Genomic DNA, 13,744 nt, shown 5'->3' with positions numbered 1-13,744 from the left:
CAAGATCTGGGACCAGGTATGTTCCTGGACGGAAGGGAGCACCATGGCCGAGCGCAACAGACGAACCGTGCGTGACCTGCGGCGGGGCAACCGGGCGAGGGTATTGCAACGGTTGTATTTCGACGGTCCGCTGAGCCGCCAGGAGCTCGGACCGGCCACCGGGCTGAGTTCGGGTTCCATCAGCAACGTTGTTGCGGAACTCGCCGCCGAGGGCCTGCTCCAGGAGGCGGGCATCGTCGACTCCGACGGCGGCCGCCCCCGTACGCTGCTGAGAGTCGCCCCGGACGGCGGACTGCTGGTGGGCATCGACATCGGGGAGACCCGGGTGCGCGTCGAGCTCTTCGACCTCTCCCTGACCGAACTGGCCCGCACCGAGCGGCTGCTGGCCCAGCACGGCTACGACGTCGACCGCATCGTCGCCCACGTCCGTACGGGCGTCGCCGACGTCCTGCGCGACGCGGGCGCCGACCCGCACCGGCTGCTCGGCATCGGCGTCGGCGTCCCCGGGATCATCGAGCGCGAGGGCCCCGAGGGCCCCGACGGGAAGCGCACCGCCGTGGTGCACGGCCAGACCATCGGCTGGCAGGCGGTCCCCTTCGAGCAACTGCTCCGCGAGGCCGTCGACGTACCGCCCGAAGTGCCCCTCTTCATCGACAACGGCGCCAAGACGCTCGGCCGGGCCGAGATGTGGTTCGGCGGCGGGCGGGGCGCGGGCGTCGCCGCCATCGCGCTCATCGGCTCGGGCGTGGGCGCCTGCGTCGACCACGGCGACATCCTCGCCGAGGACCGCACCGGCCTCGCCCTCGAATGGGGCCACACCACCGTCCAGTTGCGCGGCCGCCGGTGCCGCTGCGGCTCCATCGGCTGCCTGGAGGCGTACGCCGGGGCGGAGGCGCTGCGCGAACGCTGGCGCGAGGCGGGCGGCCCGCTCCCCGAGGACGCCGACGACGAGACCGCCCTCGCCGCGCTCCTCGCCGCCGCCTACCCGCCCCCCGGTGGTCCCGCCCCGGACCGGACCGCCCTCTCCCTCCTGGACGAGACCGCCGAATGCCTCGGCGCGGCCCTCGCCGACCTGGTCAACCTCTTCCTGCCCGAACGCATCCTGCTCGGCGGCTGGGCGGGGCTGCTGCTCGGCCCCCACCTGCTCCCCGAGATCCGCCGGTACGCGAACGAGTACGCCCTGCGCCACGCGGCGGCCCGCACCACCATCGAGATGGGCCGCCTCGGCCCGGATGCGGTCACCGTCGGCGCCGCCACGCTCCCACTGGCCGACTTCCTCACCCGGGGCGGCAGCCGCCCGGCCCCCGGCGCCGGGCCGGACGGTACCGGTGGGCGCTCGCGTACGGCGACGGAGGCGGTACGCAACCGGGCCCGTACGAAGGCGGGTTGAGCACGGGAGGTCCCGCTCCTACGCCGACCCCCGCACCACCAGCTCCGGTTCGAAGATGACGGAGGTGGCGGGGGAGTCCGGGCGGGCCAGCTTGTCCAGGAGGAGGCGGGTCATCTCGGCGGCCATCTCCTCCACCGGCTGACGGACCGTGGTCAGCGGCGGCCTGCACGCGAGGGCCGCGCTGCTGTCGTCGAAGCCGACCACCGCCACGTCCTCCGGCACCCGGCGCCCGTGCTCCCGCAGCACATGGCAGGCGCCCATCGCCATCAGGTCGTTGGCGGCGAAGACCCCGTCCAGATCCGGATGCTCCGTCAGCAGCCGCTCCATCGCCGCCTCGCCGCTCTCCTGGGTGAACCGCCCCTCGGCGATGGGGATGTACGGGTGCCCGTGGCGCGCCATCGTGTCCCGGAACCCGGCCAGCCGCTCCTGGCCCGCCGGTACGTCCAGCGGGCCGCTGATCGTCGCGATCCGCCGGCGGCCCCGGGCCAGCAGGTGCTCGGCCGCGAGCCGGGCGCCGTCCTGGTGGGCGAGGTCGACGTAGCTGATGCGGGCGGGCCGGGCAGGGCGCGCGTACAGCACCGCCGCGAGCCCCGCCTCCGTGAGCAGGCCCGGCAGCGGGTCCTCGGCGTGCGTGGAGACGACGAGCGCCCCGTCCGCGCTGCCCTGCCGCAGATACGCCACCACCTCGTCGCGGGCCCGCGAGGTCTCCGCGAACATCAGGACCGGGTGCATCCCGCGCGGCCGCAGGTAGTCGACCACCCCGGTGACCACCCGGCCGAAGAACGGGTCGGCGAACACCTGCGCGGTGAAGGAGGAGCCCTGCCCCCCGAGTGCCCGTGGACCGGGACCCTCCTGGCCCGTTCCCGTTCCCGCTTCGACGCCCGCCCCCGACACCACCAGGGCCACGGCGTCGGCGCGCCGGGTCACCAGGGAGCGGGCCGCCCGGTTCGGTGCGTAGCCCGTGACCGAGACCGCCTGCCGTACGACCTCCTGGATCGCCGGATCGACGTTGCGTACGCCGTTGACGACCCGGGAGACGGTGGCGCGCGAGACTCCGGCCGCGCGTGCCACGTCCTCCAGGGTGGGTGTGCCTGCCGACCGCCGGTCATCCGTCATGAGCGCCTTTATAGCACTGGTGGAGAGCGCTCTCCATCGGTCGGCCGCCGGGGCCTGAACCCGCCCTGGGGGCATGCCGGTTCACGCTGCACGGCATTGGCCCGCAGGGGCGAAATCCGGCCACAGAACCGGTGGTGGCGGCCGACTATCACCTTTCCCTTGTGATCAGTCTCCGCGCCGCCCTACGTTTGCCGCTTGCGACGTGTCCCAACGCCCGTGGGGGAGACCAGTCATGGCCGCAACCGGTCGGCACCGCAGATACCAGCCCAGCCGGATCAACCGTGCCTCGCTCACGGTCACCGCGGGCGGCGCGGGGCTGGCGCTCCCGCTCATCACCGCGGCCTCGGCGGGAGCCGCCTCGGGGGAGGTCTGGGAGAAGGTCGCCGCCTGCGAGTCGAGCGGCAACTGGGCCATCAACACGGGCAACGGCTATTACGGCGGGCTGCAGTTCAGCGGTTCGACCTGGGCGGCCTTCGGCGGTACGCAGTACGCGCCGCGCGCCGACCTCGCCACCCGGGACCAGCAGATCGCCATCGCCGAGAGGGTGCTCGACGGCCAGGGCCCCGGAGCATGGCCGACCTGCTCCGTGAAGGCCGGTCTCACCCGGGGCGGGGACGCGCCCGGCACCACCCCGCAGACCGCGGGCAACCGGCCCGTCCAGGCCGCCGCGCCGCAGAGCGCCCCGCCCCGGCAGCCGAAGGCGGCCCCCGCCGCCGCGACGCCGACACATGTGCCGGGCAAGCGTGACGCGTACACCGTCGCGAGCGGCGACTCGCTCTCCGGGATCGCGGACGCCCAGCGCGTCCGGGGCGGCTGGCAGGGGCTCTACGCGGCCAACCGTACGGTCGTCGGCGACGACCCCGACCTGATCTTCCCCGGCCAGCGGCTGAGCCTCACACCGCGCGGCGGCGACGGTGCGAGCTCCCGGAAGCCGGCGCCGCAGCAGAAGCAGCAGGCGGCGCCCAAGGCCCCCGAGCGGCAGGCGGCGGCCAAGCCCAAGGCCGCGGAGCCCAAGAAGGCCGAGCCGCGGGCGGCCGCCCCCAAAGCGGAGGTGAAGAAGGCGGAGCCGGAGCGGACGGAGCCGAAGAAGGCTGCGCCCGAGCAGGCCCCCGCCGAGCCCGCCGCGAAGCGCTCCGGCCTCAGCGCCCCCGTCTCCGCCTCCACCGGAACCGCCTACCGGCAGGCCGGCTCCTGGTCCAGCGGCTACCACACGGGCGTCGACTTCCCCGTACCGACCGGGACATCGGTGAAGTCCGTGGCCCCGGGCCGGGTCGTCTCGGCGGGCTGGGCCGGGGCGTACGGCTACGAGGTCGTCATCCGCCACGAGGACGGCAAGTACAGCCAGTACGCCCATCTCTCCGCGCTCAACGTGCGCGAGGGGCAGGCGGTCTCCGGCGGGCAGCGCATCGCCCGCTCCGGCTCCACGGGCAACAGCACCGGCCCGCACCTCCACTTCGAGGTCCGCCTCGGCCCCGGCTACGGGTCGGACATCGACCCGCTCGCCTACCTCCGGGCGGGCGGCGTCAGCGTCTGAACCGTCCGCTCCGACCGAGGGGCGGCCGGCTCACCTTTCAGGCCATGCCCCGCCCGGCGCGGCCCGCCGAACTCCACGCGCGGGACCGCGCTGCCCGGCCGGAGGGGCGCGGACAGCGGCGGAACGTACGTGGACCCGGTGGCGACCGGCGCCCCCTCGGGCCGGACCGCCGTGTCCACGGGTGCCCCATCGGCCCGGGCAGCCGCACCCACCGGCGCCTCCTCAGGCTGTGCCGCCACGTCCACCGGTCCTCCCGCGGGCCGCGCCCCCGCGCCCACCGCCCCCGCACGCGCCCCCGCCGCGCGCTCCAGCCGCCGCTCCGCCTCGGCCTGCTCCGCGCTCAGCCGCTCCCTCGTCAGCAGCACCAGGCCGCCCGCCGCCAGCGCCCCGCAGGCGAGCGCGAGAACCGTGCCGACCGCACCGTGGCGGAAGTGCTCACCGAACAGCGTGATCCCGATCGCGGCCGCCACCACCGGGTTGACCACCGTCACCGTCGCCAGCGGAGCGGCGAGCCCCGCGCCCCGGTAGGCGGCCTGGGCGAGCAGCAGGCCCGCGGCCGCGAGCACGGCGATCACCAGCAGCGTCGGCAGCCCCGAGCGCACCGAACCGGACGTCCACTCCATCGCCACGGTCTTGGTGAACACCGAGGCCATACCGAACGCCACACCGGCACCCGTGGCCAGCACCGCGCTCCGCAGCACCGGCCGGCGCAGCGCCCGGGCGAACAGCGTGAGCACCGCGAGGGCCCCGAAGGTCCCCGAGGCCAGCGCCAACTGCTCGGGGCCCCGCAGGGTGTGCGGATCCGCACTGCCCGTGAGCGCCAGCAGCCCGACGAGACCGGCCGTCGCCATCAGCGCGCCGCGCCAGGCCGTCGCCCCTGCCCTGCGCCCGACGAACAGGGCGGCCATCGGCAGGGCGAAGACGATCGTCAGCCCGCCGAGCGGCTGCACCAGGCTGAGCGGCCCGTAGGCGAGGGCCACCACGTGCAGGACCGCGCCCACCCCGTTGAGCAGCACGGCCACCCACCAGACGACGTTGCGCACCAGGGCGTGCGGGGAGTTGTCGCCGTGCGCGGCCACCCGCTCCTGGACGATCGCCCCGGCCGCGTAGGCGACCGCGGAGACCAGTGACAGCAGCACGGACAGCGCAAGGGAGCTCATGTACACCACGATGTCCCGTCCGGGGCCCCACGTCGTCGTCCTTGAGACGTCAATTCCGCGTACTGCCCCAGTAGTACGGACGGAGGATCAAGGTCCTCCCCTCGACGGTAGCCCCGCTGCCCCCGCGCGTCAGAAGTTGTGCGCCGGCGGATACGGTGAGCCGCCGAGCCGGTACACCCGGTCGCGAGTAGAGGAGCAGGGCATGGACCTGGCGCAGACGGCGTCGGTGGGCGGATTCTTCGCGCTGCGGACCACGCCGGTGCCCGGTGGTGCCCACCGGCCGCTGGCCGAGCTGTACGCGGGCGGGACCGCGCCCCTGACCGCCCGGGTCGACAGGGTCGCGGCGCGGCTGGGCGCCCCCGAGCGCCGCGTCGCCGCCTCCATCGCCCACCTCGGCCTCGCCGCCCGGCTCTGGTCCATCGCGCTGGGCCCGGCCGCGCTCTTCGGGCGGCTTCCCGTCCTCGTACCGGAAGCCCTGCACTGGGACCCGCTCCACACCTCGCCGGACGATCTCTGGCTCGCGGACCCCGGCGAGCTGCCCGGTACGGCCGACCGCATCCGGGAGCAGGTCCAGTACGGCCACCTGGTGCCGCTGGCCGCGGCCGTCCTGCGCGACGGGAACATCTCCCCGCAGCTGCTGTGGGGCAACGCCGGCTCCGCGCTCGCCGGGGCCGTCCGCGAGCTGGTCACCTGGTCGCGCGGGCACGACCGCCCGGACGTGGCGCAGCGGGCCCGCGCCCTGGCGGCCGAGCTGTTCGACCACCCCGACCTGCGCTCCACCGGCGCCCCGCACGGCCCGGCGTTCCGGCGGCGCAGCTGCTGTCTGTACTGGCGCTGTCCGGGCGGCGGGCTCTGCGGCGACTGCGTCTTCGACCGCGCGCCGGGACCGGCCGCCGGGTAGCCGGGACCGGCCGCCGGGGCACGAGGCCCCGGCCACCCGGCAGGGAGGGCGCGGGGAGGGTCAGGAGGGCAGCGGCGCGTCTATGGCCTCGTCGACGTCCTCAAGGACGGGGATCGCGCTGTCGAGGCCGATCATGCCGATCAGCCGCCGTACGAACGCGGAGGGCGCGGCGAGCCGCAGCCGGCCGCCCAGCGCGGTCTGCCCCTGGAGCAGCACGTTGACGGTGGTGGAGTCGGCGAAGCCCACCCCCGAGAGGTCCACGACGACGGGGCCGGTGCCTTCCCCGGCCGCTGTCTCCAGGGCCCGGGCCAGCGGCGGGACGCTGTCGATATCGAGGTCACCCGACACGGTGAGGACCAGAGCACCCCGTTCCTGACGGGTGATGATTCTGACTGCTCTGTCTTCGCTGGGCGGTGGTTGCACGGAAGGCACCTCGGGCGGTTCGGTCGGACGACGGACGCCGATGTGCCGGACGGGTCGGCATGTTCCGTCCCTGCTCACGGCGGGGTACGAGGGCAACGATAGAAGGAACAGTTGCCATTTGACAACATTCTCCATTGGGTAACAATCTGATCCGCAACGGTTGATGGACCAACCGTCAGCGGTGACGCACCCGAGAGAACCCGAGAGAAGCGGAAGCAGGGGCTGGATGAGGCTAGGCGGTGTCGGCGACATCATCGCGGAGCAGGGGGACCGCCGCACCCGTTTCCGGCGAGAGCCGCTCCGAAGCGGCCACATGGAAGGCGGCGAGCCCTTCCGCGAGCGCGGCCACGGCGGCCGGTTCCATCCGTTCCAGCACAGCGCTCACCTCGCGGGCCCGCAGCGCCCGGTACTCTTCGAGGAGGTTCCGGCCGCGCAGGCTCAGCCGCAGCTCCACCTCACGCCGGCTCGTCCGGCTCGGCGCCCGCTGGACGAGCCCCATCGCCTCCATGCGGTCGCACAGCCGGCTGACCGACGGCGCGCGCGACCCCAGCGCCTCGCCCAACGAGCGCAGATTGGTGCCCTCCTGCTTCTCGATCACGAGCAGGGCCCGGAGCTGGGAGGGCGATACGGTTCCCGAAGCGGCCGCTTCCTGGCCACGGCCCCAGAGCACTTCCAGCAGCTCCGAGGCTGCGGAGGCGTCGGCGGACACCTCGGCGCGGGTGCGCGGGCGGCGGGCGGTGTGGGGCATCCATCCACTGTGTCATCCGTCAGCCCCGCTTGTCAGCCCGGCTCAGGCCCCTACCACGTCGCAGGACGAAGAATGCACGAGAGACCGTGAACAGAAGACCGGACATCGAGACGGCCGTCAGGGCCGCCGCTCCGCACGCGCTGCTGGAAACGCTGCGCACCCTGCTCGCCGACGCCTACGGGGCGTTGGCCGTGGAGCTGCATCTGGCCGACTACGGTCTGCGAGTCCTCAAGCGCCTCGACCCGGCCGACGGCGAGGAGGAGCCGCTCTCCCTGCACAACAGCGCGGAGGGCCGGGCCTTCGGCAGCCAGGAGCCCCGCGAGCAGCAGGTCAGGCATGGCGACGCGGTCGACCACTACCTCCCGGTGACCGTACGCGGCGAACGCCTCGGCATCCTCACCGTACGGCTCCCGGCGGCGCGGTCGACCCCGGACATGGTGGGCGAACTGACGCATGTGGCCGATCTGCTGGGCCACGAGATCCTGGTCGCCGAACGGGACACCGACCTCTACCAGCGGGCCCGGCGCACCACCCGGCTCACCCTCGCCGCCGAGATGCAGTGGCAGCTGTTGCCCGCCCGGGCCTGCACCGCCGCGGAGTTCGCCATCGGCGCCCAGCTGGAGCCCGCGTACTCCATCCACGGCGACAACTTCGACTGGGCGGCCGACGCCGACGAGCTGACGCTCGCGGTGACCAACGGCATGGGCGAGGGCATACAGGCCTCCCTGCTCACCAACCTCGCCGTGAACGCCCTGCGCAACGCCCGGCGGGCCGGTATCGGCATCGCGGACCAGGCGGCCCTGGCCGACCAGGCGCTGTACGACCAGCACCGCGGCGCCTCCCATGTCTCCACCCTGCTGCTCCGCTTCGAGCTGGCCACCGGCCGGGTCGGCGTCGTCGACGCCGGATCGCCCCAGCTGTGGATCCAGCGGGGCCGCAGCGTCCGGCGCATGGAGCTGGAGGCCCAGCTCCCGCTCGGCATGTTCGAGGAGTCGCACTACACGGTCCAGGAGTTCCATGTGGAGCCCGGCGACCGGCTGCTGCTGCTCAGCGACGGGGTCTACGAGGCGGTGTCCCCGGCGGGGGAGGCGTACGGCGACCGGGCGCTGGCCCGGGCCATCCAGTCGACGCGGCTGCTTCCGGCGGCCACCGTCCCGCGCGCGATCCTCGGTGAACTGGCCGAATACCGCGTCACGGAGACGCTCGACGACGCGCTGGTGGTCTGCCTGGACTGGTTCGGCCGCCCGGACGACAACGGTGACGGTAGCTGAGCCGGAGGACACGACCGTACGGAGGCCCCGTGGACGCGGCACGCGCCCACGGGGCCTCGACGTATCCCGGTCTTCGACGTATCCCGGTCAGGGAGGAGTCCGGGTCAGGTCGAGAGCTGGAACTCCGCGCGGATCCGCTTGCCGACCGGCACCCGCTCCGCCGTGAGCCGGTCGCACAGGGCCACGACGATCTCCATGCCGTGCCCGCCCAGCCGGGAGGGGTCGGGGCCGTACAGCACGGGCATCGCCGTACTGCTGTCGTACACCGTGACGCTGATCAGCTCCGCGTTCCCCTCCAGCTCCAGGAGGTACGGGCCGTGGCTGTAGCGGTCGGCGTTGGTGACCAGCTCGCTCACGGCCAGCATCAGATCGCTGCGGGTGTGCTCGCCGATCGGTGCCAGACACTCCACCGCGAGCCGGGTGAGGAAACGGTCCGCCAGGGCACGCGCGAGCGCGATGCAGCCCGGTTCGCCGTCGAAGACCTCGGCGCTGAGCAGTACCTCGGTGGACCGGAGACCCTGACCGGGGTCCTCCGGTGGTGAGGTGACCTCTGTGTTCATGTGCTCCAGCCAGGCGCCGCAGTGAGGTCGGAGACCCTGTTCCGCAATTCGTCTACCCGCGTCGAAGGATCCCACTCCAGGCAGTTCGGACCGATCCTACGCACGTCCGGGCAGCCGCACCACGGTCACGAAGAATTCGTCGATCTGGCGCACCGCCGCGATGAACTGATCCAGGTCCACCGGCTTGGTCACATACGCGTTCGCGTGCAGCTTGTAGCTGCGCAGGATGTCCTCCTCGGCCGAGGAGGTGGTGAGGACGACCACGGGGATCAGCGACAGCTCGGGGTCGCCCTTGATCTGCTCCAGGACCTGCCGCCCGTCGTACTTGGGCAGGTTCAGGTCGAGGAGCACCAGGTCGGGGCGGGGGGCGTCGGTGTACTCGCCGCGCCGGTAGAGGAAGTCCAGCGCCTCCTGGCCGTCGCGCACGACATGCAGGGTGTTGCGGATCTTGTTGTCCTCGAACGCCTCACGGGTCATGAGCTCGTCGCCGGGATCGTCCTCGACCAGGAGAACCTCGATGGGCTGTACGGGGCTGTTCACGAAGCGTCTCCCGGCTGGCTGGTGATCGTGGCCGGAGCGAGAAGCTCCGCCGTGGTGTGCTGGGGCGCCTCGGGCGCGGCAGGCAGGGTGAAGTGTATGCGCGTGCCCTCGCCCGGTTCGGCGTCCAGCCAGATCCGGCCACCGTGGAACTCGATGATCTTCCGGCAGAGCGCCAGGCCGATGCCCGTTCCCTCGTACTCGTCGCGTGCGTGGAGCCGCTGGAAGATCACGAACACCTTGTCCGCGAACTCGGGCGCGATCCCGATCCCGTTGTCCGAGACGGTCAGGTGCCAGGTCTCGTCCTCGCGTACGCAGTCGACCGTGATCCGGCACTCCACGTCCTCGCGGCGGAACTTGACCGCGTTGCCGATCAGGTTCTGCCAGACCATCGTCAGCGCCGTACCGTCCCCGAGCAGTTCGGGCAGGTCGTCCGGCCGCTCGACCACGGCCCCGGACTCCTCGACCGCCAGCGTCAGGTTGCCCAGCGCACGGTCCAGCAGCCGGCCCAGATCGACCGGTTTCCAGCCCTCGTGGACCCGGCCGACCCGCGAGAAGGTCAGCAGGTCGTTGATGAGCACCTGCATCCGCTTCGCACCGTCCACCGCGAAGGCGATGTACTGCTTGCCCCGGTCGTCCAGCTCCTGCCCGTACCGCTTCTCCAGCAACTGGCAGAAGGAGGCGACCTTGCGCAGCGGCTCCTGGAGGTCGTGGGAGGCGACGTACGCGAACTGCTCCAGCTCGGAGTTGGAGCGGCGCAGCTCCTCCGTCTGCTCCGCGAGCAGGGTCTCGCGGCTCTGCGCCCCGTCCAGTTCGTCGACCAGCCGGCGCCGCATGTCCTCGACCGCCCCGGCCACCGCCTGGACGTCGGAGGGCCCCTTGATCTCGATCCGCTGGCCGAAGGCCCCCGACCGTACGCGCTCCGATGCGACCCGCAGCCGGTTCAGCGGAACGCCCACCACCCGGTGGAGCAGCATGCTGAGCGCCACCACGGTCAGGACGAAGACGGCCACCAGGGCCAGAAGCACCTGGTCGCGGGTGGTACGGGCGTCGTTCAGCTCGGCCCGTGCGGTGTCCCGGGCCTCGGCGAGATGGTCCTGCTGGGTGCCGTAGGCCCGCCGCAGGGTGTCGAAGTCCGCCTTGCTGCTCTGCAACTGGGCGGTGGCGGCGGACTCGTTCGGCCCCTGTGCGCGGACGATCCGCAGCAGCGGCTCGGCCTTGTTCTTCCGCCACTGCTGTGCGGCGGCCTCGATGGCGTCGAGATCCTCGGCGAACTGTTTCTGCCCGCCGACCAGCTGCCGGGCCCGCGCCAGCCGTTCCCGCTCGGCGGCCTTGCCCGCCTCATAGGGTTCCAGGAACGATTCGTCGCCGGTCAGGGCGAAACCCCGGACCCCGGTCTCCTGGTCCAGGAGGGCGTTCTGCAACTGGAAGGAGACCGACCGGGCGGGCTGTATTCGGTCCACCAGCTCGGTGGTGCGGTCGGACATCCGGGCCAGGACGAGCCCGCCGATCACCAGGCAGCCGCAGACGACCACGACGAAGCCGCCGAGGATCAGGTGCACCCAGTTCTGGACCGAAAGCCGGGCCGCCATGCCAACGGGCGCGGCCGGGGCCGTCTCTGCGCCCGCATCCGTCTCCGCGTCCGCGCCCGCGTCCGCCGCCGCGTCCGCCGCCGTGTCCGTGCTCGTCGCCGTTTCCGTACCCATGGGCCGTTCCGTACTCATGAAAGTTCCGATCCCCAGCCCAGGTGCAGGACGGCGACATCGTCCGCGAGGCCGCCGTAGGGGGCGGCTCCCTCGGCGGCTCCCGCCACCAGCGCGTCGACGAAGCTGCGGCCCGGAAGGTGTCCGTGGCCCCGCGCCATCGCCAGCAGTCCTTCCTCACCGAGGCGGCTCTCCGGGCCGTTGCGCCCCTCGAAGAGCCCGTCGGTGAAGAGCACCAGCCCGTCCCCGGGCGCCAGCGGCAGGTCGACCGTCGGCCACCGGCCCACGCCGGGCAGCAGCCCGAGCGCCATGCCGCCCTCCGGCTCCACCCAGTGGACCTCCTCGCCCCGGCGCAGCAGCAGGCCGGGGTGGCCCGCCCGCACGATCTGCGCGCTGCGCCCGTCGGACGCGAAGGCCAGGGAGGTCATCGTGGCGAAGACGTGCGAGTCCGAGCGCTCGGCGACCAGGATCTCCTCCAGCAGCTCGATCTGTTCCCGGTGGGAGGTCCCGCAGAGCACGGCGGTACGCCAGGCCACCCGGAGGCAGACCCCCAGCGCGGCCTCCGCCGCGCCGTGCCCCGAGACATCACCGATCACCGCGTGGACCACTCCGTCGGAGGTCTGCACGACGTCGTAGAAGTCACCGCTCAGCAGCCCGTGGACGCGCCCCGGCTCGTACCGGGCGCGTGCCCGGAACCGGTCGTCGCGCAGCAGCGGGACGGGCAGCAGGCCGCGCTCCAGGCGGGCGTTCTCCTGGGCGATCAGCTGGTTGGAGCGCAGCGCGGCCGCCGCCCGTTCCACTTCCTTGCGCTGGAGGGCGTAGCGGATCGCCCGCGACAGCACCTCGGGGTCCAGCCTCCCCTTGACCAGGTAGTCCTGGGCGCCGCCCGCGACGGCGCGGAGCCCCGTGCCCGACTCGTCGAGACCGGTGAGGACGACGATCGCGGCGTCGCTGTCGGACTCCAGGATCTGCCGTACGGCGTCGAGGCCGTGGACGTCCGGGAGGTGCAGGTCCAGAAGTACGCAGACCGGGGTGGCACAGGTACGCAGGAAGGCACGGGCCTCGGCGAGCGTCTTGCGCCAGGTGAGGGCGGAGTCCAGCTCGCTGTCGGTGAGCATCTCCTCGACCAGCAGCGCGTCACCCGCGTCGTCCTCCACCAGGAGGATCGTGGCGTCGACATTCCACAGGAGAGTGCTGGGGGAGGAGTCGTCGCCGTCCTCCTGCTGCGCGGGGATGCCGACGGTGCCCACAGGTTTGAGAGACATGCCCATGGGTGTCTCGGCCAACCCCTCCACCCCCTCGGACGACCGGCATCGGACCAGCCGGCTCAATCGTCGGGAAGCATATGTGATCGGCGGCCCCGGAAGATGCCGCGGGCGGCCGGTCGGACAGGAAGCGGCCGGGCACCCGGGAGGATGCCCGACCGGTACGGCAGGCGCCGGGGTGGGCCCCGCCCGGGGTCAGCGGGGGCGCGGGCTCACGCCTCCACGCTCATCCCCTTGCGCAGTTGCTTGACGATCCGGGTCAGCAGCCGCGACACGTGCATCTGGGAGACCCCCAGCTCCGCACCGATCTGCGCCTGCGTCATCTCCGCCCCGAACCGCATCTGGACGATCCTGCGCTCCCGGTCGTCCAGCTGCTCCAGCAGCGGTGCCAGGGTGTGCAGGTTCTCCACGGTCTCCATGCCCGGGTCGCTCTCGCCGAGCACATCGGCGTACGCGCGCTGCTCCTGCCCGGAGTCGCTGTCCGCCGAGGGGGTGTCGAGCGAGCCGGCGGAGTAGCCGTTGGCGGCCACGAGCCCCTCGATGATCTCCTCCTCGGGCAGGTCGAGGTGGGCGGCGAGCTCCTTGACCGTGGGGTCGCGGTCCAGCTCGGCGGAGAGCTGCTCCTTCGCCTTGGCGAGGTCGACCCGCAGCTCCTGGAGCCGGCGCGGTACGTGCACGGACCAGGTGGTGTCGCGGAAGAAGCGCTTGATCTCGCCCACGATGTAGGGGACGGCGAAGGTGGCGAACTCGACCTCGCGGGAGAGGTCGAAGCGGTCGATCGCCTTGATCAGCCCGATCGTGCCGACCTGGATGATGTCCTCGGTGTCGTCGCCGCCCCGGTTGCGGAACCTGGACGCGGCGAACCGGACCAGCGAGAGGTTCATCTCGATCAGGGTGTTGCGGGCGTACTGGTACTCGTGCGTGCCCTCCTCCAGGACCTGGAGGCGGTCGAAGAAGACCTTGGACAGGGCCCGCGCGTCCTTGGGGGCGACCTTTCCGGCGTCCTCGACCCAGGGCAGTTCCTCGGCGCCGACGTCGGTCCGCGTGGCTACCGGGCCGTCGCTCAGCGGCGCCGTCGCTCCGGTGGCTCGCACTGACATCGCCGTCATGGTGTCACCCTCCCTGCTGCCCAATGT

13 protein-coding genes are annotated in these 13,744 nt (G+C 72.8%); 4 read left to right on the top strand and 9 right to left on the bottom strand.

From position 1 onward, the window contains the following. Nucleotides 1-43 precede the first annotated feature (43 nt). Nucleotides 44-1,390, top strand: a complete 1,347-nt coding sequence (locus ACFW9Z_RS21700) for an ROK family protein (RefSeq protein ID WP_384643301.1) — start codon at nt 44-46, stop codon at nt 1,388-1,390. 18 nt (nt 1,391-1,408) lie between these two features. On the opposite strand, the gene ACFW9Z_RS21695 is transcribed toward ACFW9Z_RS21700, so the two are convergent. Next, nucleotides 1,409-2,506, bottom strand: coding sequence for a LacI family DNA-binding transcriptional regulator (locus tag ACFW9Z_RS21695; RefSeq protein WP_384643298.1), 1,098 nt, complete (start codon nt 2,504-2,506; stop codon nt 1,409-1,411). Nucleotides 2,507-2,738: 232 nt separating this feature from the next. Between ACFW9Z_RS21695 and ACFW9Z_RS21690 the strand changes: the two genes are divergently transcribed. Continuing rightward, complete coding sequence (locus ACFW9Z_RS21690) at nt 2,739-4,040, top strand: transglycosylase family protein (RefSeq protein ID WP_384643295.1); 1,302 nt, start codon at nt 2,739-2,741, stop codon at nt 4,038-4,040. Here the strand turns inward: ACFW9Z_RS21690 and ACFW9Z_RS21685 are convergent. Beyond that, nucleotides 4,010-5,200 (bottom strand): DMT family transporter, encoded by a 1,191-nt coding sequence (locus tag ACFW9Z_RS21685; protein ID WP_384643293.1) that lies wholly within the window; start codon nt 5,198-5,200, stop codon nt 4,010-4,012. The two genes, ACFW9Z_RS21690 and ACFW9Z_RS21685, sit on opposite strands and share 31 nt — an antisense overlap. A 202-nt stretch (nt 5,201-5,402) precedes the next feature. On the opposite strand from ACFW9Z_RS21685, the gene ACFW9Z_RS21680 reads away from it, so the two are divergent. Next, on the top strand, nt 5,403-6,101 hold the full coding sequence (locus ACFW9Z_RS21680; RefSeq protein ID WP_384643290.1) for a (2Fe-2S)-binding protein: 699 nt from the start codon (nt 5,403-5,405) through the stop codon (nt 6,099-6,101). 60 nt (nt 6,102-6,161) lie between these two features. Here ACFW9Z_RS21680 and ACFW9Z_RS21675 read toward each other — a convergent pair whose 3' ends face one another. Both ACFW9Z_RS21675 and ACFW9Z_RS21670 read right to left on the bottom strand, forming a co-directional pair. Further along, complete coding sequence (locus tag ACFW9Z_RS21675) at nt 6,162-6,533, bottom strand: STAS domain-containing protein (RefSeq protein ID WP_384643287.1); 372 nt, start codon at nt 6,531-6,533, stop codon at nt 6,162-6,164. A gap of 223 nt (nt 6,534-6,756) precedes the next feature. Beyond that, a complete protein-coding gene (locus ACFW9Z_RS21670; RefSeq protein ID WP_384643284.1) occupies nt 6,757-7,272 on the bottom strand; it encodes a MarR family winged helix-turn-helix transcriptional regulator in 516 nt (171 codons plus the stop codon). A gap of 86 nt (nt 7,273-7,358) precedes the next feature. On the opposite strand from ACFW9Z_RS21670, the gene ACFW9Z_RS21665 reads away from it, so the two are divergent. Continuing rightward, the gene (locus ACFW9Z_RS21665) at nt 7,359-8,543 is read left to right on the top strand and encodes a PP2C family protein-serine/threonine phosphatase (RefSeq protein ID WP_384643281.1); all 1,185 of its coding nucleotides are present in this window, start codon (nt 7,359-7,361) and stop codon (nt 8,541-8,543) included. A gap of 104 nt (nt 8,544-8,647) precedes the next feature. Here the strand turns inward: ACFW9Z_RS21665 and ACFW9Z_RS21660 are convergent, their stop codons facing one another. From ACFW9Z_RS21660 to ACFW9Z_RS21640, 5 genes are all read right to left on the bottom strand, one after another. After that, nucleotides 8,648-9,103: an ATP-binding protein gene (locus ACFW9Z_RS21660; RefSeq protein WP_384643278.1), complete on the bottom strand. Its 456-nt coding sequence runs from the start codon at nt 9,101-9,103 to the stop codon at nt 8,648-8,650. 96 nt (nt 9,104-9,199) lie between these two features. Then, entirely contained in the window at nt 9,200-9,643 is a 444-nt protein-coding gene (locus tag ACFW9Z_RS21655; RefSeq protein ID WP_093689325.1) for a response regulator, read from the bottom strand. Beyond that, nucleotides 9,640-11,232 (bottom strand): ATP-binding protein, encoded by a 1,593-nt coding sequence (locus ACFW9Z_RS21650; protein ID WP_384643565.1) that lies wholly within the window; start codon nt 11,230-11,232, stop codon nt 9,640-9,642. Before ACFW9Z_RS21650 ends, ACFW9Z_RS21655 begins: the two co-directional genes overlap by 4 nt. 128 nt (nt 11,233-11,360) lie before the next feature. Then, nucleotides 11,361-12,614, bottom strand: a complete 1,254-nt coding sequence (locus ACFW9Z_RS21645) for a PP2C family protein-serine/threonine phosphatase (protein WP_384643562.1) — start codon at nt 12,612-12,614, stop codon at nt 11,361-11,363. A 206-nt stretch (nt 12,615-12,820) separates the two neighbouring features. Continuing rightward, a complete protein-coding gene (locus tag ACFW9Z_RS21640; RefSeq protein ID WP_384643275.1) occupies nt 12,821-13,717 on the bottom strand; it encodes an RNA polymerase sigma factor SigF in 897 nt (298 codons plus the stop codon). Nucleotides 13,718-13,744 lie beyond the last annotated feature (27 nt).

Source organism: Streptomyces sp. NPDC059452, assembly GCF_042750035.1.
Lineage (GTDB): Bacteria > Actinomycetota > Actinomycetes > Streptomycetales > Streptomycetaceae > Streptomyces.
This window is presented reverse-complemented; position numbering and strand designations above follow the sequence as displayed.

Coding starts and splice junctions, on each gene's coding strand:
- ACFW9Z_RS21700 (WP_384643301.1), top strand. CDS start 44: ATGGCCGAGCGCAACAGACGAACCGTGCGTGACCTGCGGCGGGGCAAC.
- ACFW9Z_RS21695 (WP_384643298.1), bottom strand. CDS start 2,506: ATGACGGATGACCGGCGGTCGGCAGGCACACCCACCCTGGAGGACGTG.
- ACFW9Z_RS21690 (WP_384643295.1), top strand. CDS start 2,739: ATGGCCGCAACCGGTCGGCACCGCAGATACCAGCCCAGCCGGATCAAC.
- ACFW9Z_RS21685 (WP_384643293.1), bottom strand. CDS start 5,200: ATGAGCTCCCTTGCGCTGTCCGTGCTGCTGTCACTGGTCTCCGCGGTC.
- ACFW9Z_RS21680 (WP_384643290.1), top strand. CDS start 5,403: ATGGACCTGGCGCAGACGGCGTCGGTGGGCGGATTCTTCGCGCTGCGG.
- ACFW9Z_RS21670 (WP_384643284.1), bottom strand. CDS start 7,272: ATGCCCCACACCGCCCGCCGCCCGCGCACCCGCGCCGAGGTGTCCGCC.
- ACFW9Z_RS21660 (WP_384643278.1), bottom strand. CDS start 9,103: ATGAACACAGAGGTCACCTCACCACCGGAGGACCCCGGTCAGGGTCTC.
- ACFW9Z_RS21650 (WP_384643565.1), bottom strand. CDS start 11,232: ATGGCGGCCCGGCTTTCGGTCCAGAACTGGGTGCACCTGATCCTCGGC.
- ACFW9Z_RS21645 (WP_384643562.1), bottom strand. CDS start 12,614: ATGGGCATGTCTCTCAAACCTGTGGGCACCGTCGGCATCCCCGCGCAG.
- ACFW9Z_RS21640 (WP_384643275.1), bottom strand. CDS start 13,717: ATGACGGCGATGTCAGTGCGAGCCACCGGAGCGACGGCGCCGCTGAGC.